Raw genomic sequence first — 23,552 nt, 5'->3', positions numbered from 1 at the left:
CCCCAAACAAGCCAGCCAATGACAGAACAACAGACCCCTGCCCCCATCGTCGAGATTTCCGGACTGATCAAGCGGTTCCCCGGCGTGCTCGCGCTCGACCGCATTTCCGTCGGCTTCCGCGCCGGCGAAGTGCATGCCGTCATCGGCGAGAACGGCGCCGGCAAGTCGACGCTGATGAACATCCTTGCCGGCGACCTGCAACCCGATGGCGGCGAGATCCGCATCGATGGCAAGCCGGCCACAATCGCCTCGCCGCTGGCCAGCCGCGCCGCGGGCATCACCGTGGTGTACCAGGAACTGGCGCTCTGCCCGACGCTGACCATCGCCGAAAACATCATGATGTCCGACATGGCGGCGCGCTCGGCGATGTCCTTCGTGCCGCGCGACCAGATGCGTCGCGAGGCGCGCGCGGCGCTCAGCCGGCTTGGCATGGGCTCGCTCGATCCCGACACCAAGGTCTCGCGCCTGTCGGTGGCCGAGATGCAACTGGTCGAGATCGCCGGCGCCATCCGCCAGCGCGCCCGCGTGCTGGTGCTCGACGAACCCAATTCCGCGCTCTCCAAGCGCGAGAGCGAACGGCTGTTCGAGATCGTAAAACAATTGCGAAGCGAGGGCGTCACCGTCATCTACGTCTCGCATCATCTCAAGGAAGTGCTCGACCTTGCCGACCGCATCACCGTGATGCGCGACGGCCGCACCATCGAGACCATGGACAATGACGGCCTGTCGGAAGACCGGCTGATCCGCGCCATGGTCGGCCGCGACCTCGACACGGCGGCGCAGTGGTCGCTGCAGGCCGACGCGCGTTCTCACGAAGCGCCCGTCGTTCTCTCCGTCGAAAAGCTGACAGCGCCGGGGCTGGACGAACTGAGTTTCGGCGCCCGCGCCGGAGAAATCCTCGGCATTGGCGGCCTGCCGGATTCCGGCAAGGACATGCTGGGCGAAGCCCTGTTCGGCCTGTGCGCTCGCCGTGGCCGCGTCACCATAGACGGCAAGGAATTGCGCGCCGCCGACCCTCAAGCCTCGATCCGCAATGGCATGGCGCTGGTGCCGGCCGACCGGCGCGGCGCCGGCGCGCTGTTGACGATGAGCGTCGCCAACAATGTCGTCTCGGCCTCGCTGCCGCGTTTCTCCATGGCCGGCTTCATGCGGCGTGCCGCCGTGCGCCGCGAGGCGCGCGCGCAGGTCGCCAGGCTCGATGCGCGCATTTCACATCTCGGCCAGAAGCTGGGTACGCTGTCGGGCGGTAACCAGCAGAAGATCATCCTCGGCCGCAGCCTCGTCACCAATCCGCGCGTGCTTGTCCTGCACGAACCGACGCGCGGCGTCGATGTCGGCGCCAAGGCCGAGATCTACGCCATCCTGCGCGGCATCGCCGGCGAAGGCGTTGCGGTGGTGATGATCTCGTCGGAGATCCCCGAATTGATCATGAACGCCGAACGCGTTCTGGTGCTGCGCAACGGCCGCGTTTCCGGCGAACTGACCGGAGCCGGCATCAACGAGGAAGCGATCCTGGCGCGCGCCATGGCGTCCTGAACGAGGCATTGATGAGCAATCCCAAGACCGCACCAAGAATTACCATCGTCGGCAGCTTCGCTGTTGGCCTGACCATGCGGGCGCCGAAGCTTCCCATCTTCGGCGAGACCATGCTCGGCACCGATTTCGACATGGGCGCCGGCGGCAAGGGCTCGAACCAGGCGGTGGCGACCTCCCGGCTTGGCGCCAGTTCCTCGCTGGTCGCCATCATCGGCACCGACAAGCTGGCCGGCATCGCCACCGACCTCTATGCCGCCGAGGGCGTCGATGCGAGCCTTGTCACGACGCGGACGGAACGCGCCACCGGCGTCGGCTTCATCATCCTCAACGACAAGGGCGAGAACTTCATCATCCTCGACATGGGCGCCAACGAGCTGATGGACGCAGCAGTCGTCGACACCGCCGAACTGCGCATCGCGCAGAGCGATGTGGTGATGACCGTGCTCGAAGTGCCGATCGCCGCCGCTGCCCGCGCCATGGAGCTTGGCCGCAAGCACGGCGCCCGCACCATTCTCAATCCCGCACCGGCGCGCCAGCTGCCCGACACGATCTTCGCCAATGTCGACTATCTGACGCCCAACGAGAGCGAACTGCGCATCCTGCTCGGCCTGCCCGCCGACGATCCCCGCTCCTCGCGCGAACTGGCAGGCGAACTGCGCCGCCGGGGCGTGCGCAACGTGGTGGTGACGCTCGGCCGCAGCGGCGCGCTGATCCTGACCGATGATCTCGACATCATGGTGCCCGCCGTGCCGGTGGAAGTGGTCGACACGACCGGCGCTGGCGATGCGTTCAACTCCGGCTTCGCGGTCGCGCTGGCGGAAGGCCGCGACATCGTCGACGCGGTGCGCTTCGGCGTCGTCTGCGGCGCCATCGCCTGCACCCGGCTTGGCGTCATCCCCGGCCTCCCCGAGCGCGCGCAGGCTGATGCGCTGTTCGCGCAAGCCCTCACGACAACTTGGAAGGAATCGACATGAACCGCAACCGGCTGCTCAACGCCGAACTGTCGCACGCCATCGCCTCGATGGGCCATGGCGACCTGATGATCGTCTGCGACGCGGGCTTTCCGATCCCGTCGAGCGCCTGGCGCATCGACCTCGCCATCTCGCCCGACGTGCCCGACCTGGAAACCGTGCTCGGCCCCATCGCCGCCAACCTGATCGCCGAGCGCGTCGGCTATGCCGACACGCTGCCGGTGCACAATGCACCGCTATTGGAGAAGCTGAAGCGGCTGTTTCCCGACGCCGATTTCGAGACCACGACGCACGAGACCATCCTGGGCGAGATGGCCAGGAAGGCCAAGGTCATCGTGCGCACCGGCGCCTTCGACCCATGGGGCAACATCCTGCTCTATTCCGGCGTCGACGTGCCCGCATGGTTCTCCAAACCCGGCGTTGTGGCGCCCGACTATTACGCGAAGAAGCTGAAGGGCTGACATGCCGCGCATCTTCGACTTTGGCGGCCGCGAGGTCGAACGCTCGGTCACGGTCGCCAGCCTGCGCGCGCTGAAAGGCAGTGGCCGGCACGTCGCGCAGGTGACCGCCGAGACGGCGGACGAAGCAGCGGCGGCGGAAGCAGCGGGGATCGAGATGGTCGTCTGCCGCGCCGCCAACGTGGCTGCGGTGCGCCAGGGATCGCGCCGCGTCTTCGTCACGGCCGCGCTTGGCTTCGCCGACGCGGTGACGGGATGAAATCCTGCGCACCGCCTTCTCGGCGATCACCTCGGGCGCCGACGCTGTCATCACCGGGCGCGGCCATGATACGGTGCGTATGCTCGCCAATGAGCAGATCCCGGTGATGGGTCACCTCGGCTTCGTGCCGCGCAAATCCACCTGGGTCGGCGCCATCCGCGCCGTTGGCAAGACCGCCGACGAAGCGCTGGAACTGTGGGACCGGTTCAGGCGACTGGAAGATGCCGGCGCCTTCGCCGTCGAATGCGAGATCATTCCGGCTGACGTGATGGCCGAGATCAACCGCCGCACCGGGCTGGTCACCGTGTCGCTGGGCTCCGGTCCGGCGGCGGATGTGATGTTCCTGTTCACGTCAGACATTTGTGGCGAGAGCGACCGCCTGCCCCGCCATGCCCGCTCGTGGGGCAATCTGGCAGCACTCCACAAGGCAGTCCGCGACGCCCGCGTCGCAGCGCTCTCAGGCTTCCGCAACGAGGTCGCGGGCGGCAGCTATCCGGGCAATGCCGAAGTCGCCGGAATTGCCGATGCCGAACTCACGGCGTTTCGCGCGCGGCTTAAGGCCGACGAAATTAGCAAAGGATAAACAAACAGATGCAGCCGGGCCTTGAATCAGTCAGGACCGGTTCTCGAAAAAGCCGCAACGTAATTGATGGTTTTTACGATACCTTGCGACACATCGGCAATTATGCACTTGAGTTAGCAGCCTAGGTTCGCTATATTCTGGTCATTGGAGAACACCGCAATGACCAGCCTTTCCGAAGCCCGCTTTCATGACGAAGATGCAGCCCGCGAGCATATCGAAGCCTCGCGCTGGCCGAATGGTGCCTCTTGCCCGCTTTGCGGCGGCTTGAGCGTCCATCGCATGGCGGGCAAGACGCAGGCTGGCATGTTCCTTTGCAACGATTGCCGGGGCAAGTTCACTTGCCGCACAGGCACCGTTATGGAGCGCTCGCATATTCCGCTGCATAAGTGGCTGCTCGCGATACACCTCATTGCGTCCAGCAAGAAAGGTATCAGCGCCCATCAGTTGATGCGCAATCTTGGCATCGGCTCCTATCGCTCTGCATGGTTCCTCGCGCATCGCATCCGTGAAGCAATGCGCGAAGACCTTCCCGCTGGCGGTCTTGGCGGCAAGAACAAGGTTGTGGAAGCCGACGAGGCCTATGTCGGCGGCAAGGCCAAGAACCGTGCGCACCGCGAACCGGCACCGAAGAAAGCCGTTCTGTCGCTGGTCGAGCGCGACGGTCGCGTTGCATCTTTCCATGTTGCGAACGTCACCGCCGATACCGTGCGCCCGATCATCGTAACGACCGCCGACCGAGCCAGCGCATTGATGACGGACGAAAGCGCGGTCTACCCACGCCTTGGCAAAGAATACGCCAGCCATGGCACCGTGAACCATTCCGCTAACGAGTACGCTCGCCTTGGTGGCTTCATGCATATCAACACCGCCGAGAATTTCTTTTCGATCCTCAAGCGCGGCATTAACGGCGTCTATCATTCGGTAAGCGAAGCCCACCTCCACAGGTACTTGAGCGAATTCGATTTCAGGTACAACTACCGTTCGGGTCTTGGCGTCGAGGACGCAGAGCGCGCCGCCAAAGCCCTCAAGGGTGCAGAAGGCAAGCGGCTGACTTATCGACAGCCTCGTGAAGCCGGTCACGCCTAAGCAAAAGGCAAAACGCTTTTTGCGGAGGCGAAAGAAAACAAAGGGGCCGATCTCATGAACGAGTTTGTCGAAATCCGCTGGAAAGAATTTGAGAAGCTTGGCGAAAGAGCCGTGCGCCAGAACTTGGCTACCCACATATACGGCGAAGAGAATGTGCGCTTTGCCAGAGAGTGGCTGGAATCGAAACGGCTGGATCAGGAAGCGGCGTTGAGAGACGCTACCTTGGCATCCCAGGCTGAAGCCAACGCAATTGCCCGAGACGCTGCATCTGAAGCTTCCCGGGCGGCTGACGCTGCTTCCCGGACCGCAGAGGCCGCCGAAAGTGCAAACAAAAGGGCGACTATCGCCATTGTGATATCGATCATCAGCGCGATAGCCACAATTTCCATTGCCATTTACGGCCTACTTTCTGTCGCGAAACACGTGTCATGATTTTGGGTCGCCCTTCGGCGGCCGACCGCGCTTTTTCGGACTCGCGTCATTCTGCGGCTTCGTCTTAGGTTGCGGTGGCGTTGCAAGAAGGCTCTTGAGCGCCTTCTTTTCACGTTCCGCAATTTCAACGTCACTCAGAGTTTTTTCATCATCGATCAATGGGAGGACACCTCATGCCAAAGAAAATGCCACCGCCTAAGCCGCTCGCGGCATGGGACAGGAGACCCTGGGCGGAAAAGGGCGACCCATCGCCTGAGGCGGTATATACCTCCGTTGGAAGCGCCTTGTCACGATGGGAGCGGTACGAAGGCATTCTCGCGATCCTCTTTTCGGCGTTCGTCACTGGCGGGGCGACCCAAGCCGCCAGCCGCGCATATGTGGCTGTCCGGACTTTTGAAGGCAGAGCCCAAATGTTGCGCGCCGCGACGGAGGCTTATTTCGCGGAATTCCCCGACGACGAGTTGCAAAGCGAATTCAAAATCATACTCACGAACGCCACCTGTTTCTCGGCTCGAAGGAATGACATCGCGCACGGTGTTGTGGACCACTACATCCCGAAACAATGGGTTGATGCTATGGCATTGGACTACGCCTACGCGCTCTATCCTTCATACGCTTCGTTCAAGGAACGCGATCTAGCGAACTGGCCTACCTATTGCATGTCATCTCTAGATGTCGACTATTTCGGCGACGAATTTCTTCGCCTGAATAGTCCGGCAGCAACTTTAGCCGGCCGGATTATCTCTCGGGCGCTTGAGAAGCCATCTCGCGATAAATTCCCTCTACCCTTTGGCGGGTAAGCCAATCATTCGCTTCAGAAAACATATCGGAAAGAAGTCGCGCGCCAGCGTCAATCATCTCGGGCGTGACTTCGATTTCGTTTGATTCTAGTGCCGGCCTGTCGGCCAATTCTGTATCATCTGACATGTGCTAACTCAAGTGCATAATTGCCGACACATCAGTCGCTTTTGATACCAATGGAAACGCCGCCGCAATAGCTTTAAAGGCGCCAGATATCTCATTGACCCAGAATAATGAATCGGCCTCGTTCAGATCGGAGCTCAATTTGCCCGTATAGCCGTCAAACTTTAGACTCGGCTTCCCAGGGAAATTCAAGACGTAGTCAAATGGTTCGGCCATAGAAATTCTCTTCCTCAGTTAGCCATTTTTCTTGAAAGAAAATACAACTCAGGGAAAAAACAAACAGAATTCCCATCCATGCGAAAATATGCCAGTACGGCCTATAGTCCATCCATGGTCGTCCTATCCAATACACGGAACAAAAGACGAATATGAACAGAATTGAAAATAGTAAAACTCTAGAAGGCTGAAAAATGTCAGGTGACATCTCCTTGGTTTTTCGCGAAAAATCGCTATCCGGTTCGCACATTATTTTGAATAAAGAGAATATATAAATAAGATCCATCAAGGCGCAGCAGACGTAAATGTAGTCAATCCCATATTTTTGCAGACTATTTCTGAAGATTATTGAAAGTAAACATCCCACGGCGGCTAAAAACAGGGCAATAAGCAGCTCGATACGATACTTTCCTTGAATGATATACATCTATAATGCCCATTTGAAAGCACTGCCTAGCTACTTCGTAGCCAAACCCAAACGCCACAGCGAGCGCTGGTTGCTAAAGTAGAGTATCGGCAAGTTGGCTAACGCAAAACGTTCAATTTGGATGATCCTGAGCGTGAGTGCAAGACACCTAATCTCCCCGCACCACCGTGCAGAATGTCGCCCTTAATCCAGCATCATAGGCTTAACATCTTCGGTAACATCATCTGCCGCAGGCTGCGATAGGTTCGTTCAAGCCGCTCAAAACCGCCTTCGGCAAGCGTGATCGGCGCGGCATTGTCGGCGATAACAGCGAACAGCAGCGCCGCGTCGGCGGGCACGACGTTATCAGCAAGCTCGCCGCGCCGGCCAGCCGATGACAACGCCTCGGCAAACAGCGTCGACAGCTCGACGCCGAAATGGCTGAGCATCTGGCGGCCACGGTCCCCCAGAAGATCGGCATCCTGCCGCAGCCTGGAGATCAGGCTCCAGCTGTGCCCTTCCGTGCCGGCCGGATTGAAGTGGCGGAAGCGGGCGCGGCTGTAGGCGATCATAGCCTCGACCTGATCGGAGAAGTTTGCCCCCTCCGCCGACCAGACAGCGCGCAAGCCGCTCAGCGTCGCCTGCATGTAGTCGCCCAGCACCTCGTCGACCAGCGCCTGCTTGTTGCCGAAATGGTAGTGGATATTGGCGCGCGTCGTGCCTAGCGCCACTGAAATGTCGCCAAAACTGATGCCGCGATAGCCGTGCCGCACCAGAAGCTCCAGCGCCGTATCCTTGATCGCCTGTCTCGTATCGATCTCGTCCATGCCTGCATCATAGCCAAATGTGTTCGCCTTGGACGCCGAAGCTTTGCGGCGTCCCCAGCATTTGACGACAAACTGACTTGCAGGTAAGTAAGTATCAAAATCAGGGAGGGGAGTATGGTGGGACTGCGGATATTCAGGGATGTCGAGGGCTCGGCGCCACAGGCCGTCCGCGCCGGCGATCTGATCTTCGTCGGCGGGATAATGGCGACGGACGCGAACGGCGACATTGTGGCCGCCGACATTGCGGGACAGGCCCGCGTCATCTTCGAGCGGCTGGCGGCACTTGTCACCCGGGTTGGCGCCGGCATGGCCGATGTGGTCAAGCACAACGTCTATTTCAGCTGCGAGGCCGATGCCACCAGCGCCTTCCTCGACGAGCTCGATTCCGTGCGCGCGCGTTATTACAAGGCCCCCGGCCCTACCACCACGGAAATCCGCTGCGGCCTCGACCGGGAGGGCGCGCTGCTGATGGTCGACGCCTGGGTGGTGACCGGCGGCAGGCGCGAGTTGCTCGACCCGCCCGGCCACTGGCGCTGGCGCAAGAAGCTGCCCTTCGTCCATGGCTGGAAGGTTGGCGACCTGCTGTTCATCGGCGGCCAGCGCTCGCTCGATGCCGAGGGCAATGTGCTGGGGATCGGCGACATCGAGGTGCAGACCGAGGAGGCTTTTCGCAACCTCGACACGATGCTGCGTGCCGGCGGCGGCGACCGCAGCAGCCTGATGCGCCAGAACACCTATTTCCGCTTCTTCGGCGAGGGCCGCGAGGTCACCGACTATTGGGAGAAGATGACCAATGTGCGCCGCCGCTACATGGCGGTTCCCTCGGCGGCGGGTGCCGGCCTGCGCATCCAGGGCATGGGCAATGCCAACGAGCTGATCCAGGTCGAGGGCATCGGCATGCTCGGCGACGACAAGCAGCGGCTGCAGCCGGCCAACCATTGGGATTGGAGCATTCCCAACACCCAGTTCACGCAAGGCTGGAAGATCGGCAAGCTCGCCTTCATTGGCGGCCAGATCTCGGCCGACAACAAGGCGCAGGCCGTCGGCGACGACATGGAGACGCAGACCCGCAACGTCTTCGAATTCATTCGCCGCACGCTGGCCGAGGGCGGGCTCGACGAGAGCGACGTGGCCAAGCTCTATATCTACTACCATGCCGAGGGCAGTTGGGCCGAGATAGAGGCGACCCGCGCGACCATCGCCCGCGTGCAGCGCGAATTCTACCCCGAACCCGGCCCGGCGGTGACCGCCATCCGCGTCGCCGGCTTTGCCTTCGAGAACCTGCTGGTCGAGATCGAGGCGATGGCGGTGACGCGGGACTGATGTCGAAACACGATTTCACCGCAGTCGAGTTCGCCGACCGGCTGGCGCGCGTCCGCGACGCCATGGCCGCTGTCGGCCTCGACTGGCTGATCGCCGTCCACCCTGGCTCCATCCACTGGCTGACCGGCAGCGACGCCAAGAGCTACCAGGAATTCCAGTGCCTGCTGGTCGGCGCGCGCGACGAGCCGCTCGTCGTGCTCACCCGCCAGGGCGAAGTGCATGAATTCGAAACGGACTCAGCTGCCGGCGAAGTGCATGGCCATGGCGGCGGCGAGAACGAGGATCCGGTGGCCGCCTTTGCCGGCGTGGCGCGGCGCCACGGCGTGCTGGGTAGGCGCGTCGGCCTCGAAGTGCCCGCCTACTACCTCCACCCGCATCATTATCTCGGCCTTCGCGCACTCATCGGCGATGCCCTGCTCATCGAGGCCACAGAACTGATCGCCGGGCTGAAGCTGGTGAAGTCGCCGGCCGAGATCAGCTACATCCGGCACGCGGCCTACCTCGCCGACCTCGGCATGCAGCGTTTCGCCGGCGAACTGGCGGCGGGTGCATCGGAACTGGCGCTGGCCGGCGGCATCCACGAGACCTTGCTGCGCAACGGCAGCGGCATCGCCGCCAGCCCGATCAACCTCGTCTCCGGCCCGCGCTCGGCCTACAGCCATGGCGCGCCAACCGCGCGCCGGCTTGAACCCGGCGATTTCGGCAACATCGAATTCGGCGCCACCTTCAACCGCTACACCGCCACCATCGGCCGCAATTTCGCGCTTGGAAAGCCGACGCCACGCATGGTGGAGCTGCATGACATCGTGCTGCGCGCCAGCGATGCCATGATCGCCGTTATCCGCGACGGCGTGCCCGCAACCGTGCCGCACCAGGCAGCACGCGCCGTCATTGGCGAGGCCGGGCTCGAACCCCATCGTGTCCACACATCGGGCTATGCGCTGGGACCGGGCTTTCCGCCGAGCTGGGCCGAGCCGCTGCACATGATCGGCGACAGCCCGCATGTGCTGAAGGCCGGCATGGTCGTCACCATCGAGCCGCCCGTCTTCATCGGCGCCGAGGGGCTTGGCGCCCGCATCATCGACAATGTGCTGGTAACGCCGACAGGTGCCGAAGTGCTGGCGAAAACACCGCGCGACATCATCGTTGCGGGTTGAATCGGCCTACCCGCCCAGCTCATGGGCGATCTCGGCGCAGGCAAGTTTCAGCCGCGCCAGCATGGCCTCGAAATTGGGCGCGGCACTGCGCCGGCTGACCGCCGCCACCGTCACGCAGGCCACCGCGCGGCCGTCGCCGGCGATGATCGGGCAGACCACATCGGTCACGCCGATGATGTCGCGGCTCTCATGGATGATGGCGCCGCGTTCGCGCACCGCGTCGAGCTCGGCGGCAAGCGTCGTCTGGTCCGGCGGCTCGCGCATCAGCATCAGGCATTCGGCGATCATCTTGTCGCGTACCGGCTTGGGCTGGAACGCCATCAGCACAAGGCCGGAATGGGCGTCGGCCAGCGGCCGGCGATAGCCGAGCTTGAGCGAGAAGTTCATGTCCGCGCCGCCCGATGCGGCCGCGATGATGACCGTCTCGCCGCGATGCGCGACGACCAGATGCGCCGCCTGGTGCACCTCCTCGGCGAAGCGCTCGACGATGGGTGCCGCCGTGCTGACCAGGTCGCGGGCGCGCGCCGTCTGCATGCCGAGCCCGAATAGCTTGTTCGACAGCATCAGCCCCTCGCCGCTCTCGTCGCGCTGGATGTAGCCGCGCGCCAGCAGCACATGGACCATGCGGAAGATCTCGTTCTTCGACCGTCCCAGCTCCTCGGCGATCTGGCGCGTGCCCATGGACTGGCCGGCATTGGCCAGCAATTCGAGGATATCCAGCCCCTTTTCCAGGGCCGGCGCACTGTAGTTGAGCTTGTCGTCCGTCATTTGCATCCGTTTCATAGATGACGCTTGACGTCACATATGAAGCGACGCTAGCGTGATGTCCAGCAAATCCGCGCGGAAAATAGCGATCTCCGCTCGGTTGCATAAGGGGCGCTCTGCATCCATGAGCTATAATTTCAAATTTGACATCCTGCTGCGCTATATACCGGAGATCGTGCAAGGCGTGCTCTTGACCCTGCAGTTCTCGGTCATCACCATGATCTGCGGGCTGGCCATCGGCCTTGTGGTGGCCATGGCCTCGATCAGCCCGCTGATGCCGCTGCGCGCCTGCGCCCGCGTCTATGTAGAGGCGCTGCGCAACACGCCGCTGCTGGTGCAGCTGTTCATCGTTTTCTTCGGCCTGCCCTCGATCGGCATCAGGCTAGGCGCCAACACCGCGGCTCTCATCGCGCTCTCGATCAACATGGGCGCCTATGGCGCGGAAATCCTGCGCGCCGGCTTCGAATCCGTGCGCCAGAGCCAGGTCGAGGCCGGCCGCTCGCTCGGCCTCACCGCCGGCCAGACCTTTCGCCATGTCGTGCTGTTCCAGGCGGTCAAGACCATCTACCCGGCGCTGGCCAGCCAGTTCGTGCTGATCATGCTGACCACCAGCGTCGTCTCCTCGATCGGCGCCACCGAGCTGTTCCACCAGGCCGCCTTCATCGACTCGCGCACCTATCGCTCCTTCGAGACCTACACGCTGATCACCATTTCCTATCTCGTGCTGACGCTGGGCTTCCGCGCCTTCTTCGCCGGCATCTACTGGCTGGTCTTCGTCCGGAGGCCGCGCCGATGATCCGCGAATTCGCCGGCGCCGACATCGTCTACCTCATCGAGGCGGCGCGCTGGACGCTGCTGCTGGCACTCACCGCCACGGTCGGCGGCGGGCTTCTTGGCGTCGTCGTCGCCGTGCTGCGCGTCATCCCGTTCAGGCCGTTCAACTGGCTGGCCATCGCCTGGATCAATCTGATCCAGGGCACGCCACTGCTCGGCCAGCTCTTCGTCTTCTTCTTCGCCCTGCCGCTCGTCGGGCTCTCGGTCAGTGCCTGGACGGCGGCGGCGCTGTCGCTCTCGATCTACGCTTCGGCCTTCTTCGGCGAGATCTGGCGCGGCAGCCTGCAATCGGTGTCGCAGCGGCAATGGGAGGCAGGTGCCGCCCTTGGCCTCACCTATGCGCAGCGGCTCAGCCATGTCGTGCTGCCGCAGGCGATCCGCATCTCGGTCGCGCCCACCGTCGGCTTCCTGGTCCAGCTGGTGAAGAACACCTCGCTCACCGCGCTGGTCGGCTTCGTCGAGCTGACCCGCGCCAGCCAGATCATCAGCGGCGCGACCTTCGCCCCGCTGCCGGTCTATCTCACCGCCGCCGCCATCTATTTCGTCATCTGCTTTTCCCTCTCCCAGCTCGCCCGCGTGCTGGAAAGGAGACTTCATGTCGCTCGTTGAAATCGCCGATATTCGCAAGCGCTTCGGCGCCGTCGAGGTGCTGAAGGGCATCTCGCTCACCATGGAAAAGGACGAGATCGTCGCCATCATCGGCCGCTCGGGCTCGGGCAAGTCGACCATGCTTCGCTGTATCAACGGGCTGGAGAAGGTGCAGGCCGGCCGCATCGTCGTCGACGGCATCGACGTCACCGCGCCCAAGGCAGACCTCAACCTTCTGCGCCAGCGCGCCGGCATGGTGTTCCAGAGCTACAATCTGTTCCCGCATCTCAATGTCGAGCGCAATGTCATGCTGGCGCTGAAGCTGGTGCGCAAGCTCGACACGCCGGCCGCCCGCGAAGTCGCCCGCGCCGTGGTGACCAAGGTCGGCCTCGCCGACAAGCTGCTTGCCTATCCCGACGAATTGTCGGGCGGCCAGCAGCAGCGCGTCGCCATCGCGCGCTCGCTGGCCATGCAGCCGACCCTGATGCTGTTCGACGAGATCACCTCCGCGCTCGACCCCGAACTCGTAGGCGAGGTGCTGCGCGTGCTCGAAAGTGTCGCCAGCGAAGGCATGACCATGATGCTCGTCACCCACGAGATGAACTTTGCAAAGAACGTCGCCGACCGCGTGATCTTCATGCACGAAGGCCGCATCCACGAGGATGGGCCTGCGCGTGAGACCTTGCTCGAGCCTCGTACGGCCGAACTCAGGAGCTTCCTGAACGCCGTCCTTCACTAGGAAAAGAAGTCCAACCAGAAAAAGGGGAAGTTCCATGTTCAAGCATCTTACCAGGATCGTCACAGCCGTGCTCCTGGCCGGCGCAGTCTCGGCGATGCCGGCCCGGGCGGCCGACCTGCAGAAAATCCTCTCCGCCGGCACGGTGCGCATCGGCGTTCCCATCGACGTGCCGCCCTTCGGTTCGGTCGACGCCAAGAACGAGCCGGTCGGCCTTGATGTCGACATGGCCAGGAAGATCGCCGAAGCGCTGGGCGTCAAGCTGGAGTTGCAGCAGATCACCGGCGCCAACCGCGTGCCCTATCTCGTCACCGACCGCCTCGACATCGTCATCGCCGCCATGGGCGCGACGCCGGAACGCGCGCTGCAGATCGCCTTCACCTCGCCCTATGCGGCACTTTCGATCGGCGTCTTCGGCCCCGACAGCATCGCGCTGAAAAGCCCCGCCGACCTCAAGGACGAGACCGTCGCCGTGGCTCGCGGCACGACGCAGGACCTTGAGCTGACCAAGGCAGCACCCAACGCCAAGATCGTGCGCTTCGACGATGACGCCACCGCCGCCGCCGCCTTCACCTCCGGCCAGGCACAGTTGCTTGCCACCGCCGACGTCGTCGCCAAGGACCTGATGGACAAGGACCCCAAGGTGCAGCTGAAGCCGAAATTCATCCTGCAGTTCTCGCCCTGCTACATCGGCATCCAGCAGGGCAGCCCCGAGCTGCTGCGCTGGCTCGACACCTACATCCATCTCGGCTTGCTCGACGGCTCGCTCTCGGCACTGTCGCAAAAATGGATCGGCACCACCCTGCCGAGCCTGCCGCCAATCTGACCTTTTTCAACGGCGGGGGTTTTCCGCTCCCGCCGCCCTCCATCGCCCACCTCCCATCTCCGCAAGAGTTTCAAAGAGAAACATGGCCCGCATGTCCACCGCCCGCACCACCATCGACTTCGACCGCTCCGGCAAGCAGATCGGCTTCGTCGACATCCCGCATTCGCCGCATGACGACGCCTGGGGCGCGACCCGCATCCCGATTGCCGTGATCGGCAATGGCAACGGGCCGACCGTCATCCTGCAGGCGGGCAACCATGGTGACGAATATGAGGGGCCGATTACGCTTGGCGAACTCATCCGCGAACTCGACCCCGGCATGGTCAGCGGCCGCATCATCTTCCTGCCGGCGATCAATCTGCCCGCCGTGCTGGCCGGCCGCCGCACCTCGCCGGTCGACGGGCTGAACCTCAACCGCACCTTTCCAGGCGACCCGGCGGGCACCATCACCCAGCAGATCTCGGCCTATGTCAGCGACATCGTCATGCCGCTCGGCCATGCCTATGTCGATCTGCACTCCGGCGGCTCCTCGCTCAACATCCTGCCCAGCGCCATCATCGAGCCGGCGCCCGACGCCGCCCACCGCAAGCGCAACATGGAAGCGGTGCTGGCCTTCGACGCGCCGCTCACCGTCGTCATCGACAATCTCGGCGAGCCGCGCACCTCGACAGCCACGTCGGTGCGGGCCGGACTGACCACGGTCGGCACCGAGATGGCGGGCGCCGGCACCGTCTCGCTCGATGCGCTCGGCATCTGCCGCAAGGGGGTGCGCAATGTGCTCAGCCATCTCGGCGTGCTGCCGCCGACCGGCAAGCCACCTGCCGCGCGCCCGGAAAACATCCTGCGTATTCCCGGCCATGACGGCTATGTGCTGGCCACGACGGACGGCGTGTTCGAGCCGTTCCATGCGCTGGGCGCCGAGGTGCATGCCGGCGAGGACGCCGGCCGCATCCACAATCTGGCCGATCCCGGCCGCACGCCCGAAACCGTGCGCTATCTGTCGGACGGCATCGTCTATGGCCGCCGCCAGCCCGGCCGTGTCGTCGTCGGCAATTGCTGCGTCACCGTCGCCACCCGCTATGAAGGAGAACTGGCGTGATTGCGCTCGACGACATCCGCACTGCTGCCGCCCGCATCGAGGGCAATGTCAGGCGCACGCCGATGATCGCCGCCGGCAATCTGAAGACGCCGCTGGCCGGTGGCGTCGACCTGATGCTCAAGCTGGAACTGCTGCAGGTCACCGGATCGTTAAAGGCACGCGGCGCCACCAACAAACTCTTGTCGCTCGACCGCGCCGCGCTGACGCGCGGCATTGTCACCGCGTCCGGCGGTAACCACGGCATCGCCACCGCACGCGCGGGCTTCATGGCCGGCGTGCCGACCACCATCTTCCTGCCGACCAACGCTTCACCGGCCAAGATCGAGAAGCTGCGGGCCTGGGGTGCGGCCACCCGCATCGTCGGATCGGCCTGGCATGAATCCAACGAGGCGGCGCAGGCCTTCGTCAGCGAGACCGGCGCTGTCTATTTCCACCCTTTCGCGGACCCGGCCGTGGTCGCCGGACAAGGCACGGTCGGGCTCGAAATCCTCGACCAGATGCCCGATGTCACCACGGTGCTGGTCGCCATGGGCGGCGGCGGGCTGGTCAGTGGCGTGGCAACCGCGATCAAGGCGCTGGCGCCGCATGCGCGCGTCGTCGGCATCGAGGCGGCGGGCTCGCCGGTGCTTTTGCGCGCGCTCGAAGCCGGCCGCAATGTGGCGTTGGACAAGGTGACGACCTCGGTGGCGACCATGGCCTGCGCCAAGACCGACGACCGCATCTTCGAAATCGTCCGCGACAAGGTCGATGAGATCGTGCTGGTCGACGACGACGAGATGCTGCTCGCCGCCAAAAGCCTGTGGTTCGAAATGGGCCTCGCCGCCGACCTCAGCGGCGCCGCCGCCATTGCAGCACTGGCCGAGGGCCGGGTGCAGGTGAAGAAAGGCGAGCGCGTCTGCGCCATCGTCTGCGGTGCCGGACCGGATGCGATTCTGGGATGACGGCCCTTAAATCAGATTGGGAGCGATCGCATCCAAGTGGATGATTGGATTCACAAAGGCTCTGGCTTCTCCTGACCACAAGGGCCTACGACATCACCGGCACCGGCATCTCCAACCCCTCCAGCAGCGCGTCGCGAAACAGGGCGATCGGGCGGCTCAGCCGGCCGGCGGGCGGGCGATGCAGCATCCAGGCGCGCACCCGCGGCTTGAAATCCGCGCAGTCGATGATCTCCACCGCATCCCGCCACGGACTGTTGGCGAAGGCCCCCGGCGTGACGAGGCCGATGCCGTGGCCGCGCGCCACCAGCGGCATTCTGAGGTCCGCGCTCAGCGCCTCGACCCCGACCTGGAAGGGCAGCCGCGCCGCTTCCAGCGTCTGGCGGATGAAGGCGCGGAAGCCACAGCCATTCTCGTTCATCACCCAGGGAAAACCAGACAGTTCGGCAAGGCTCGCCGGCTTCGGCACGCCGAGGCTGGGTGCCGCGATCAGCAGCACCGACTGCACGCCGAGATCCTCGCTTACCAACTCGTCGGGCGGCTTGACGCCATCGGCAAGGCACACCGCGACCGCGTCGAGTTCGCTGCGCGCCACCTGCTCCACCAGCCTTGGCGACCAACCGGATCTGATACGAAGGGTGAGTTGCGGAAACGCGGCGCGCAGCCGGTCGAGCGGCAGCGCCAGTGCTGCATCCGACAGATAGGGCATGATGCCCAGCCGGAACTCGCCGCTCAACTCGCCTTGCGGCGACACGCAGGCCTTCAGATCTTCAAGCGAACGCAACACGCGCCGGCCATGCTCATAGGCCTGGCGCCCGGAAGCGGTGGGCTTCAGCGGCTTCGACTGGCGATCGAGCAGCGTGGTCGCCAGCCCGTCCTCCAGATTCTGGATACGTCGGGTGACGCCGGGCTGGGTGAGATTGAGCCTGGCCGAGGCGCCGACGATCGAGCCGGTTTCCACCACGGCGATGAAGGCTTCGAGGTCATGGATATTCATGCGTATCTCGCATAATCATTATTGAAATGATTGAATTGTAGCATGATAACTCCTCGGCATAAAGTCCCAACCCAATATGCAAGAGGACTATCATGCCCAACACCAATGACGGCCAATTGGCCGAGCGGTTGCCCGCCGATACCATCACCGGCCCGCAGACGCTGCTGTTTGCCGCCTCGGTCGGCATCATCGTCACCAACCTGTTCGCGCCGCAGACGCTTATCGGGCTGATCGGCCCGTCGCTGGGTGAGGATGCGGCGAGCGGCGGGCTGGTCGCCATGGCTACGCTGCTCGGCTATGCCGCCGGCCTGTTCTTCCTGGTGCCGCTGGCCGATCTCGCGGAGAACCGCGCGCTGATCATGCGCATGCTCCTGACGGCCGCTCTTGCGGCCGGCATCGCCGCTTTCGCGCCCACCATCGCCTCGCTGCTCATCGTCCTGTTCGTCCTCGGTGCGGCCTGTTCGGCCATCCAGATCCTGGTGCCCATCGCCGCTTCCATGGCGCCGCCCGGACAGGACGGTCGCGTCATCGGCGATGTGATGAGCGGACTGATGATCGGCATTCTGCTGGCGCGGCCACTGGCCAGCTTCATCGCCGACGCCTGGGGCTGGCGCGCCTTCTACGGCGTCAGCGCCGCCGCCCTTGCCCTGCTCACCATCGTGCTCGCCCTCACCTTGCCGAGGCGACAGCCGGCGGCGAAGTCGGGATATACAGCGCTGATCGCCTCGCTCATCCAGTTGTTGCGCGACGAGCCGGTGTTGCGGCGCCGCGCGCTGACCGCAAGCCTCGTCATGGCCGCGTTCAGCCTGTTCTGGACCTCGGTGGCGCTGCGCCTCGCTCAGCCGCCCTTCGACCTCGGCCAGCGTGGCATTGCGCTGTTCGCACTGGTTGGCGCGGGAGGTGCCGCGGTCACGCCGCTGTTCGGCCGCGCCGGCGACCAGGGCTGGACGCGATCCGCCACGATCGCCTGCCATCTCGTGTTGATAGCGGCTCTGGCGCTCGCCACATGGGCGGGCACCGCCCACGCCAGCGCCTCATGGTGGCCGCTGGTGATGATGGGCGTCAGCGCCGTGCTGCTCGACATCGGCGTCACCGGCGACCAGACGCTCGGCCGCCGCGCCATCAACCTGCTGCAGCCCAAGGCGCGCGGTCGCCTCAACGGCCTCTTCGTCGGCATCTTCTTCATCGGCGGCGCCGTTGGATCGATGCTGGCCGGCATCGCCTGGGCATGGGCGGGCTGGCCGGCGGTCTGCGCGATCGGCGCGGCTTTCGGCATCGTCGCTCTGCTGGTTGACTGGGTAGGCGAGCCGTCGTCCAGACCCGGATGATCGCCGCCGAGAGGTCAGGACGGCTCCAGTTCCTGGAATTGCTTGCCCCAATCGCGCATGCTCAAGAGCACCGGCGCAAGGGACAGGCCAAGGTCCGTCAACGCGTATTCCACCTTGGGCGGCACTTCCGGAAAGATCGTGCGGCTGACGATGCCGTCGGCTTCCAGTTCCCGCAGTTGAAGCGTGATCATCCGGGCGGTCGCCGAGGGCGTCAGGCGGCACAGCGCGTTGAAGCGCAACTTGCCTTCCAGCAGATGAAACAGCAGCACCGGTTTCCACACCCCTCCCATGACCGACAGCGTCGCCTCCACGGCGCAGCCCGTGCGGCCAGCCTTTCGCCGCCGAGGGCGGATTTCGACACTATCATTCATGATAGTACATGCTCCATTTGTACGTATTGCGCTTAATCGAACAATGCTCCAAATGCGTCGTCACCGCAACAAGGATTGGCGTGATGCAGAGCTACAGGACTACCGGCGAAACCAACCCAACCCTCACGCTGGTCGCGGCCCCCGACCCTGTCGCCAGGGCGAACGAACTGCTGATCGACATCAAGGCCGCGTCTCTCAACTACCGCGATCTGATCGTCGCCCAGAACAACAAGGGCGTGCTTCCGCTATCCGATGGCGCCGGCGTCGTGTCCGCGATTGGAGCTGGAGTACAAGGCTTCCAAATCGGCGAACGGGTCGTCATAGGCTTCATGCCGGGCTGGATAGAGGGAGAATTCTCCGCCGCCAAACAGGCGACCTCGCTGGGTGGCGCCAGCGTCGACGGCGTCCTGGCGCAGCGTATCGCGGTGCCTGCCAACGCGGTGGTCCGCATTCCCGAAACCATGACATTCGAAGAGGCATCCGCGCTTCCCTGTGCCGGCGTCACCGCATGGTCGGCGCTGTTCGAGCGACGCCCGATCCAGCCGGGCGAAACGGTGCTCCTGCTTGGAACGGGCGGCGTATCGATTTTCGCGCTGCAGCTTGCCAAGCTGGCAGGCGCCCGCGTCATCATCACCTCGAGTTCCGACGAGAAGCTTGCACGTGCGCGCACGCTCGGTGCCGATCATGTCGTCAATTACCGAACCAGCCCGGACTGGGTCAGCGAGGTCCTCGATCTGACGGGCGGACTGGGCGTCGACCTCGCGATCGACGTCGCCGGTCCAGCGACCCTCAACGACACCCTGAAGGCGACCCGGCATGGCGGCAGGATATCGCTGATGGGTGTGTTGACCGGGTTTGCCGGCCCGATCGACACGGGGGCCATCCTGAACAAGCGGATCACCCTGCAGGGCATCTACGTCGGATCGGTGGCGGCACTCAGGGCGCTGTGCGCGACGGGCATCAAGCCTCAGGTCGATGAGGTGTTCCCCTTCGAGAAAGCCGAAGCCGCCTATGAGAGCCTGCGCGCCGCGCGGCATTTTGGAAAGCTTGTCATCCGGGTTGGAACATAGGTCCATCCGTCCTGATGGACGACCTTCCAGTCTCTACTTGGCCGGGTCCTGCTGAATGATCTTCGCCGAGCCTGGAATGAGCTGGCCAGCATGGTCGTAGCGCAGCACCACCGTCCAGTTGAAGACGCTGCCCGGCCATTTGCCGTTGGGCAGCAGCGCGTCGGGATCGGCACCGAAGGCATGCAGGAGTTTGGCCAGCTCGCCATGATGCCAGGCGATCAGGATGGACTTGCCATGGCTTTCGCTGGCCAGCGCCTCGAACAGCGGTTTGACCTCCTTGTCGGCGAACCTCTGGTCGATCGGCAGTTTCAGCGCCTGCGATAGCGGCGTGAGCGTCAGCCGCTCGCGCGCGCTGTTCCTGGAATCGGCGCTCGCCACCAGCACATCCGGACGAAACGGCACGCCGTCCAGCACCAGATGCTGGAAATAGCCGACATAGGCCTCGGCATGCGCCTGCCCGGCGGGCGACAGGTCCGTGCCGCTGTCCGGCTTTTCCCCATGGCGTATGATCACCACGGTTGCGTCCGCCAGCCCGCCGGTACCGGCGCTTTTGGCCTGCGCTAACAGCACGGTTGCCAGCAGGCAGAAAATACCGACGACAACAGCTTTCATGTGAGATCCTTCCGATCCGGACCGGCGATTGATAGAGCACAATCAGACCAAGTCTTGGCGGCGCAAAAGAGGCGGCGCGGCGCGCTGGTCAGGAAATCTTAAACGGCGGTGGTGCATCTATCCCGGACGATGTTCACCCGGCTGGGACGGAGCCTGTCGCATGGCAAATCTCGAGACGCGTCGTCTGGATCGGGATGGCGTTGAAGACCGATCGTCCGGCCGCCTCGGCAGGGCCTGGGCGCTTGTCCGTCAAAAGGGCCTGTTGGAGCCGGTCAGGCTGGTTCGCCGTCATGGGGTGGGTGCGAGCGTCGGCTTTGTCCTGCGCAATGTGCGTCATGTCGTTGCCGACCATCTTGCCCGCAAATGGGATCGCCGGCACGGGGTCGACACCGCCGGTTCGATCCAGCTCGATGCACTCGATGTCGTCGGCCCGCACCGAGCCAAGGGCAACGAAGCCGTCTGCACCTCGCCAAGATCCTTCGACTTCATCATGAAGTCCCTGCCCCATGATCTCCAGAACCATACGTTCATCGACATCGGCTCGGGAAAGTCGCGCACGCTTCTGCTGGCCTCACGCTATCCGTTCCAGAACATCATCGGCGTGGAGTTCGCGCGCGAGCTCGTCGAGATCGCCAAAAGAAACATAAACAGCTTCAGGGATGCGTCTCGTAAATGCCGCGCGCTCAGCGTCGTCCAGGCTGACGCCGCCGCTTATGAATTTCCCGAAACGCCGCTGGTCGTTTATTTCTACAATCCGTTTTCCAGCGACGTCTTCGAGATCGTGCTGAAAAACCTCGTCTCGTCGCTCGCACGGCATCCACGCGATTGTTTCATCGTCTACGGCAGCTCAAGCCACCGCGCCATCGATTGGGCACGACCAGCGATCCGCGACACCGGCATGTTCACCGAGCTTGCCGTACCGCCGATGCCCGGCTTCCTCGATGCGGTGCGCACCATTGATTACGCTGTGTTCCGGGTCGCGAACTAATCAGCGATTCAAGATCGGATAAATTCACCGAGCGGCGCGGAGCGAAGAACTCGCAGGCGTCGACCTCGCGGTCATCTTGCCGCGTTCCCCCCACGCTGCCGACACCCTGCTGGCCGACGCGTTCGGTCACGGCCTCATTGGCTTGCCCAAATGGGCACACCCCAATCCCACCGAACCACTCGCCACGTGGAGCTTGACCGCCACTACTATGTGATGCTATGTACCACTAGTCAGCAACACTTAGTAGCATGAGGAAATGCTCCATGGGCAAGCAGATGACGGAAATGCTCAAGGGCACGCTGGAGGGCATCATCCTCGCGATCCTGTCCGCGCGGCGCGCCTATGGCTACGAGATCACGGCGCTGTTGCGGAGCCAGGGCTTCTCGGACATCGCCGAAGGCACCGTCTACGCCCTGCTCGTCAGGATCGAGCAAAAGGGCCTCGTCGACGTGGAGAAGATCCCCTCCGAGAAGGGGCCGCCGCGCAAGGTGTATTCGCTCAACGCTCAGGGACGGGACTATCTCGAAGAATTCTGGAGGACGTGGAACTTCCTCGCGGAACGGCTTGAACAGCTTCACACGGAAAGGAAATAGACATGGCCATTGGATGGATCGAGAAGGTCACAGGGTCGATCGAGCAGAAGAAGCGCTACTGGCAGTACAAGGCGCGCACGGAACAGCTTCCCCCGAACTATCGCGCGGCGATCGAGGCGCTGAACCGATACCTGATGTATTTCGGGGCGATTACGAACGGCGATACACTGGTGTCGATGCTGGAGGACCTCGCCGAGCTCTTCGAACAGAGCGCGGCGAACGGAACCCCGATCCGCGCGATCGTCGGCGAGAACCCTGTCGAGTTCGTCGAGACGTTTCTCCAGAACTACTCGGATGGTCAGTGGATCAACAAGGAGCGGAAACGGTTGATCGACGCCATTGATCGCATCGCGGACAACAGGCCGTAACGGCTGGCCTAGCGCCTGCCCCTCGCCTTGCGGACGAAACGCGCGACGGTCCGCGCGGCGAACGGGGTGCCGGCGGTGAAGCGCATCAGCGGGCCATAACTGCCGACGGCGCTGGCGCCGATGAAATGCAGGCCGGGAATGCTGGATTCGAGCCCCGACGACAGGATCGGCATTCCGCCCCGGCGCGCGATCGTGGCGAGCATGTCCGGCGAAAACAATCCGAGCCTGGCGATATCGATCTCGTAGCCCGTACCCAAGAACACATGGTCGAAGGTGGTCACGTCCTTCTCGAACCGCAGTTCGATGCCATTATCCCTGGCGGCGGCGCTGACGATCCTGCTGCCGGCATTGACCCTGATCCCGTCGAAACCCGGTCGCAGCCAGCCCGTCGCACCGGCGCCCAGGCTGCGCTTGTTGAGCCCAGCCCGGGCAGCCTCTGGAAAATGGTGCACGAAGCCGGGAACCTCGACCAGCCAGGAGATCGGGAACGGCCCGACCCTGGAGGGCGACGCAAGGCGCTCCGAGAGGAAATCGCGCAAGCTCCAGGCCTGTTTTCCCGACAGCGCCCGGTGGCCCAGCCAATGGATGTCGCCACGGCACACCAACTCGACATCGGCCCCGCTTTGCTTGAGGAACACGGCGGTTTCACAGGCGCTCTGCCCGCGCCCGATGACGGCGACCCGCTTGCCTGCAAACGCCTCGTAGCCGGTATGCTCGCTGGCATGGCTGACCAGTTCGCCGGGCAGCCTCTTGAAGACGGTGGGTATCATCTGCTGGTTCATCAAACCGGTGGCGATGACGACGCGCCGTGCACGGACGGCATCGCCATCGGCGAGAGCGAGGCGAAACCCGCCGTCAGCCGTTTCGACGCGGCCGACCATGCGCGGGTCGAGGTCGGGAACCGCTTGCGCCTGGATCCACAGTCCATACTTGACGAAGTCCTCGAGCATCAACGGTTGCTCCGGCGAGATGCCAAGTCCCTCTGCATAGGAGTCCAGCGACAGCGGACCGTTGGTGTGACCGATATAGGTGGCGTGCCAGGGTGAGCGCAGCCGCATACCCCCCGGCATGTGGTCGCGCCAGAACGACATCGCGCCACCAAGGGTGAGCGTCTCGACGCCAGCTGCCTTCAGCGCGGAAGAAACGGCCAGCCCGTAGGGCCCGGCGCCGATCACCACCACCTCGCAATCGGTCCTGGCCTTGGAAGCGATCATGTCTTTAGGTCTCGCGGGTCTGTTTTCAGACGCCCGATCCCCGCTGA

28 protein-coding genes are annotated in these 23,552 nt (G+C 63.7%); 21 read left to right on the top strand and 7 right to left on the bottom strand.

Features of this window, described 5'->3' with window-relative positions:
* Nucleotides 1–18 precede the first annotated feature (18 nt).
* The 8 genes from LGH82_RS28770 to LGH82_RS28735 all read left to right on the top strand — a co-directional run bounded on the left by LGH82_RS28770 (nucleotide 19) and on the right by LGH82_RS28735 (nucleotide 6,125).
* Nucleotides 19–1,536 carry a sugar ABC transporter ATP-binding protein gene (locus LGH82_RS28770; protein ID WP_227345933.1) on the top strand — a complete coding sequence of 506 codons (1,518 nt, stop codon included), beginning with the start codon at nucleotides 19–21 and terminating at the stop codon, nucleotides 1,534–1,536.
* Nucleotides 1,537–1,547: 11 nt separating this feature from the next.
* Nucleotides 1,548–2,510 carry a ribokinase gene (locus LGH82_RS28765; RefSeq protein WP_227345932.1) on the top strand — a complete coding sequence of 321 codons (963 nt, stop codon included), beginning with the start codon at nucleotides 1,548–1,550 and terminating at the stop codon, nucleotides 2,508–2,510.
* On the top strand, nucleotides 2,507–2,968 hold the full coding sequence (rbsD, locus tag LGH82_RS28760; protein WP_227345931.1) for a D-ribose pyranase: 462 nt from the start codon (nucleotides 2,507–2,509) through the stop codon (nucleotides 2,966–2,968). The genes LGH82_RS28765 and rbsD overlap by 4 nt, the downstream gene beginning before the upstream one ends.
* A gap of 1 nt (nucleotide 2,969) precedes the next feature.
* A complete protein-coding gene (locus LGH82_RS28755; protein WP_227345930.1) occupies nucleotides 2,970–3,224 on the top strand; it encodes a hypothetical protein in 255 nt (84 codons plus the stop codon).
* A 1-nt stretch (nucleotide 3,225) separates the two neighbouring features.
* Entirely contained in the window at nucleotides 3,226–3,807 is a 582-nt protein-coding gene (locus tag LGH82_RS28750; RefSeq protein ID WP_319799954.1) for a 3-methyl-2-oxobutanoate hydroxymethyltransferase, read from the top strand.
* Nucleotides 3,808–3,966: 159 nt separating this feature from the next.
* Nucleotides 3,967–4,893: an IS1595 family transposase gene (locus LGH82_RS28745; RefSeq protein ID WP_227345259.1), complete on the top strand. Its 927-nt coding sequence runs from the start codon at nucleotides 3,967–3,969 to the stop codon at nucleotides 4,891–4,893.
* A gap of 54 nt (nucleotides 4,894–4,947) precedes the next feature.
* A complete protein-coding gene (locus LGH82_RS28740) occupies nucleotides 4,948–5,325 on the top strand; it encodes a hypothetical protein (protein ID WP_227345260.1) in 378 nt (125 codons plus the stop codon).
* A gap of 173 nt (nucleotides 5,326–5,498) precedes the next feature.
* Nucleotides 5,499–6,125, top strand: coding sequence for a hypothetical protein (locus tag LGH82_RS28735; RefSeq protein ID WP_227345929.1), 627 nt, complete (start codon nucleotides 5,499–5,501; stop codon nucleotides 6,123–6,125).
* A 130-nt stretch (nucleotides 6,126–6,255) separates the two neighbouring features.
* On the opposite strand, the gene LGH82_RS28730 is transcribed toward LGH82_RS28735, so the two are convergent.
* Together LGH82_RS28730 and LGH82_RS28725 are read right to left on the bottom strand one after the other, a co-directional pair.
* Nucleotides 6,256–6,465 (bottom strand): hypothetical protein, encoded by a 210-nt coding sequence (locus tag LGH82_RS28730; RefSeq protein ID WP_227345928.1) that lies wholly within the window; start codon nucleotides 6,463–6,465, stop codon nucleotides 6,256–6,258.
* Between the two features lie 621 nt (nucleotides 6,466–7,086).
* A complete protein-coding gene (locus LGH82_RS28725) occupies nucleotides 7,087–7,698 on the bottom strand; it encodes a TetR/AcrR family transcriptional regulator (RefSeq protein WP_227345927.1) in 612 nt (203 codons plus the stop codon).
* A gap of 114 nt (nucleotides 7,699–7,812) precedes the next feature.
* On the opposite strand from LGH82_RS28725, the gene LGH82_RS28720 reads away from it, so the two are divergent.
* Together LGH82_RS28720 and LGH82_RS28715 are read left to right on the top strand one after the other, a co-directional pair.
* Nucleotides 7,813–9,021, top strand: coding sequence for a RidA family protein (locus tag LGH82_RS28720; protein WP_227345926.1), 1,209 nt, complete (start codon nucleotides 7,813–7,815; stop codon nucleotides 9,019–9,021).
* A complete protein-coding gene (locus tag LGH82_RS28715) occupies nucleotides 9,021–10,178 on the top strand; it encodes a M24 family metallopeptidase (RefSeq protein WP_227345925.1) in 1,158 nt (385 codons plus the stop codon). The genes LGH82_RS28720 and LGH82_RS28715 overlap by 1 nt, the downstream gene beginning before the upstream one ends.
* Nucleotides 10,179–10,184: 6 nt before the next feature.
* Here the strand turns inward: LGH82_RS28715 and LGH82_RS28710 are convergent, their stop codons facing one another.
* Nucleotides 10,185–10,946, bottom strand: coding sequence for an IclR family transcriptional regulator (locus LGH82_RS28710; RefSeq protein WP_227345924.1), 762 nt, complete (start codon nucleotides 10,944–10,946; stop codon nucleotides 10,185–10,187).
* A 121-nt stretch (nucleotides 10,947–11,067) separates the two neighbouring features.
* On the opposite strand from LGH82_RS28710, the gene LGH82_RS28705 reads away from it, so the two are divergent.
* From LGH82_RS28705 to LGH82_RS28680, 6 genes are all read left to right on the top strand, one after another.
* Nucleotides 11,068–11,739, top strand: coding sequence for an amino acid ABC transporter permease (locus tag LGH82_RS28705; protein ID WP_227345923.1), 672 nt, complete (start codon nucleotides 11,068–11,070; stop codon nucleotides 11,737–11,739).
* Nucleotides 11,736–12,386 (top strand): amino acid ABC transporter permease, encoded by a 651-nt coding sequence (locus LGH82_RS28700; protein ID WP_227345922.1) that lies wholly within the window; start codon nucleotides 11,736–11,738, stop codon nucleotides 12,384–12,386. The genes LGH82_RS28705 and LGH82_RS28700 overlap by 4 nt, the downstream gene beginning before the upstream one ends.
* Nucleotides 12,373–13,104, top strand: coding sequence for an amino acid ABC transporter ATP-binding protein (locus tag LGH82_RS28695; protein ID WP_227345921.1), 732 nt, complete (start codon nucleotides 12,373–12,375; stop codon nucleotides 13,102–13,104). Before LGH82_RS28700 ends, LGH82_RS28695 begins: the two co-directional genes overlap by 14 nt.
* A gap of 34 nt (nucleotides 13,105–13,138) precedes the next feature.
* Nucleotides 13,139–13,927, top strand: a complete 789-nt coding sequence (locus LGH82_RS28690; RefSeq protein WP_227345920.1) for a transporter substrate-binding domain-containing protein — start codon at nucleotides 13,139–13,141, stop codon at nucleotides 13,925–13,927.
* A gap of 82 nt (nucleotides 13,928–14,009) precedes the next feature.
* Entirely contained in the window at nucleotides 14,010–15,026 is a 1,017-nt protein-coding gene (locus LGH82_RS28685; RefSeq protein ID WP_227345919.1) for a succinylglutamate desuccinylase/aspartoacylase family protein, read from the top strand.
* Complete coding sequence (locus LGH82_RS28680) at nucleotides 15,023–15,967, top strand: threonine/serine dehydratase (RefSeq protein ID WP_227345918.1); 945 nt, start codon at nucleotides 15,023–15,025, stop codon at nucleotides 15,965–15,967. Before LGH82_RS28685 ends, LGH82_RS28680 begins: the two co-directional genes overlap by 4 nt.
* A gap of 85 nt (nucleotides 15,968–16,052) precedes the next feature.
* Here the strand turns inward: LGH82_RS28680 and LGH82_RS28675 are convergent, their stop codons facing one another.
* Nucleotides 16,053–16,961 carry a LysR family transcriptional regulator gene (locus LGH82_RS28675; protein WP_227345917.1) on the bottom strand — a complete coding sequence of 303 codons (909 nt, stop codon included), beginning with the start codon at nucleotides 16,959–16,961 and terminating at the stop codon, nucleotides 16,053–16,055.
* A gap of 92 nt (nucleotides 16,962–17,053) precedes the next feature.
* Here LGH82_RS28675 and LGH82_RS28670 point away from each other — a divergent pair, with 92 nt between their 5' ends.
* Entirely contained in the window at nucleotides 17,054–18,289 is a 1,236-nt protein-coding gene (locus LGH82_RS28670) for an MFS transporter (RefSeq protein ID WP_227345916.1), read from the top strand.
* Nucleotides 18,290–18,303: 14 nt separating this feature from the next.
* Here the strand turns inward: LGH82_RS28670 and LGH82_RS28665 are convergent, their stop codons facing one another.
* The gene (locus LGH82_RS28665) at nucleotides 18,304–18,660 is read right to left on the bottom strand and encodes a helix-turn-helix domain-containing protein (protein ID WP_319799899.1); all 357 of its coding nucleotides are present in this window, start codon (nucleotides 18,658–18,660) and stop codon (nucleotides 18,304–18,306) included.
* Nucleotides 18,661–18,743: 83 nt separating this feature from the next.
* On the opposite strand from LGH82_RS28665, the gene LGH82_RS28660 reads away from it, so the two are divergent.
* Nucleotides 18,744–19,730: a zinc-dependent alcohol dehydrogenase family protein gene (locus LGH82_RS28660; RefSeq protein WP_227345915.1), complete on the top strand. Its 987-nt coding sequence runs from the start codon at nucleotides 18,744–18,746 to the stop codon at nucleotides 19,728–19,730.
* A gap of 33 nt (nucleotides 19,731–19,763) precedes the next feature.
* Here LGH82_RS28660 and LGH82_RS28655 read toward each other — a convergent pair whose 3' ends face one another.
* Nucleotides 19,764–20,342 carry a phosphoglycerate mutase family protein gene (locus LGH82_RS28655; RefSeq protein WP_227345914.1) on the bottom strand — a complete coding sequence of 193 codons (579 nt, stop codon included), beginning with the start codon at nucleotides 20,340–20,342 and terminating at the stop codon, nucleotides 19,764–19,766.
* 160 nt (nucleotides 20,343–20,502) lie between these two features.
* Here LGH82_RS28655 and LGH82_RS28650 point away from each other — a divergent pair, with 160 nt between their 5' ends.
* The 3 genes from LGH82_RS28650 (at nucleotide 20,503) to LGH82_RS28640 (ending at nucleotide 22,291) form a co-directional block, all read left to right on the top strand.
* A complete protein-coding gene (locus LGH82_RS28650) occupies nucleotides 20,503–21,330 on the top strand; it encodes a class I SAM-dependent methyltransferase (protein ID WP_227345913.1) in 828 nt (275 codons plus the stop codon).
* Between the two features lie 263 nt (nucleotides 21,331–21,593).
* On the top strand, nucleotides 21,594–21,923 hold the full coding sequence (locus LGH82_RS28645) for a PadR family transcriptional regulator (RefSeq protein WP_227345912.1): 330 nt from the start codon (nucleotides 21,594–21,596) through the stop codon (nucleotides 21,921–21,923).
* A gap of 2 nt (nucleotides 21,924–21,925) precedes the next feature.
* Nucleotides 21,926–22,291, top strand: coding sequence for a DUF1048 domain-containing protein (locus tag LGH82_RS28640; protein WP_227345911.1), 366 nt, complete (start codon nucleotides 21,926–21,928; stop codon nucleotides 22,289–22,291).
* An 8-nt stretch (nucleotides 22,292–22,299) separates the two neighbouring features.
* Here the strand turns inward: LGH82_RS28640 and LGH82_RS28635 are convergent, their stop codons facing one another.
* Nucleotides 22,300–23,505 (bottom strand): NAD(P)-binding domain-containing protein, encoded by a 1,206-nt coding sequence (locus LGH82_RS28635; RefSeq protein WP_227345910.1) that lies wholly within the window; start codon nucleotides 23,503–23,505, stop codon nucleotides 22,300–22,302.
* Nucleotides 23,506–23,552 lie beyond the last annotated feature (47 nt).

It is taken from the genome of Mesorhizobium sp. PAMC28654 (assembly GCF_020616515.1).
Taxonomy (GTDB): Bacteria; Pseudomonadota; Alphaproteobacteria; order Rhizobiales; family Rhizobiaceae; genus Mesorhizobium.
The sequence above is the reverse complement of the archived record's forward strand: the minus strand, read 5'-3'. Positions and strand labels throughout refer to the sequence as shown.

Coding starts and splice junctions, on each gene's coding strand:
- LGH82_RS28770 (WP_227345933.1), top strand. CDS start 19: ATGACAGAACAACAGACCCCTGCCCCCATCGTCGAGATTTCCGGACTG.
- LGH82_RS28765 (WP_227345932.1), top strand. CDS start 1,548: ATGAGCAATCCCAAGACCGCACCAAGAATTACCATCGTCGGCAGCTTC.
- rbsD (WP_227345931.1), top strand. CDS start 2,507: ATGAACCGCAACCGGCTGCTCAACGCCGAACTGTCGCACGCCATCGCC.
- LGH82_RS28755 (WP_227345930.1), top strand. CDS start 2,970: ATGCCGCGCATCTTCGACTTTGGCGGCCGCGAGGTCGAACGCTCGGTC.
- LGH82_RS28745 (WP_227345259.1), top strand. CDS start 3,967: ATGACCAGCCTTTCCGAAGCCCGCTTTCATGACGAAGATGCAGCCCGC.
- LGH82_RS28740 (WP_227345260.1), top strand. CDS start 4,948: ATGAACGAGTTTGTCGAAATCCGCTGGAAAGAATTTGAGAAGCTTGGC.
- LGH82_RS28735 (WP_227345929.1), top strand. CDS start 5,499: ATGCCAAAGAAAATGCCACCGCCTAAGCCGCTCGCGGCATGGGACAGG.
- LGH82_RS28730 (WP_227345928.1), bottom strand. CDS start 6,465: ATGGCCGAACCATTTGACTACGTCTTGAATTTCCCTGGGAAGCCGAGT.
- LGH82_RS28725 (WP_227345927.1), bottom strand. CDS start 7,698: ATGGACGAGATCGATACGAGACAGGCGATCAAGGATACGGCGCTGGAG.
- LGH82_RS28720 (WP_227345926.1), top strand. CDS start 7,813: ATGGTGGGACTGCGGATATTCAGGGATGTCGAGGGCTCGGCGCCACAG.
- LGH82_RS28715 (WP_227345925.1), top strand. CDS start 9,021: ATGTCGAAACACGATTTCACCGCAGTCGAGTTCGCCGACCGGCTGGCG.
- LGH82_RS28710 (WP_227345924.1), bottom strand. CDS start 10,946: ATGACGGACGACAAGCTCAACTACAGTGCGCCGGCCCTGGAAAAGGGG.
- LGH82_RS28705 (WP_227345923.1), top strand. CDS start 11,068: ATGAGCTATAATTTCAAATTTGACATCCTGCTGCGCTATATACCGGAG.
- LGH82_RS28700 (WP_227345922.1), top strand. CDS start 11,736: ATGATCCGCGAATTCGCCGGCGCCGACATCGTCTACCTCATCGAGGCG.
- LGH82_RS28695 (WP_227345921.1), top strand. CDS start 12,373: ATGTCGCTCGTTGAAATCGCCGATATTCGCAAGCGCTTCGGCGCCGTC.
- LGH82_RS28690 (WP_227345920.1), top strand. CDS start 13,139: ATGTTCAAGCATCTTACCAGGATCGTCACAGCCGTGCTCCTGGCCGGC.
- LGH82_RS28685 (WP_227345919.1), top strand. CDS start 14,010: ATGGCCCGCATGTCCACCGCCCGCACCACCATCGACTTCGACCGCTCC.
- LGH82_RS28675 (WP_227345917.1), bottom strand. CDS start 16,961: ATGAATATCCATGACCTCGAAGCCTTCATCGCCGTGGTGGAAACCGGC.
- LGH82_RS28670 (WP_227345916.1), top strand. CDS start 17,054: ATGCCCAACACCAATGACGGCCAATTGGCCGAGCGGTTGCCCGCCGAT.
- LGH82_RS28665 (WP_319799899.1), bottom strand. CDS start 18,660: ATGAATGATAGTGTCGAAATCCGCCCTCGGCGGCGAAAGGCTGGCCGC.
- LGH82_RS28660 (WP_227345915.1), top strand. CDS start 18,744: ATGCAGAGCTACAGGACTACCGGCGAAACCAACCCAACCCTCACGCTG.
- LGH82_RS28655 (WP_227345914.1), bottom strand. CDS start 20,342: ATGAAAGCTGTTGTCGTCGGTATTTTCTGCCTGCTGGCAACCGTGCTG.
- LGH82_RS28650 (WP_227345913.1), top strand. CDS start 20,503: ATGGCAAATCTCGAGACGCGTCGTCTGGATCGGGATGGCGTTGAAGAC.
- LGH82_RS28645 (WP_227345912.1), top strand. CDS start 21,594: ATGGGCAAGCAGATGACGGAAATGCTCAAGGGCACGCTGGAGGGCATC.
- LGH82_RS28640 (WP_227345911.1), top strand. CDS start 21,926: ATGGCCATTGGATGGATCGAGAAGGTCACAGGGTCGATCGAGCAGAAG.
- LGH82_RS28635 (WP_227345910.1), bottom strand. CDS start 23,505: ATGATCGCTTCCAAGGCCAGGACCGATTGCGAGGTGGTGGTGATCGGC.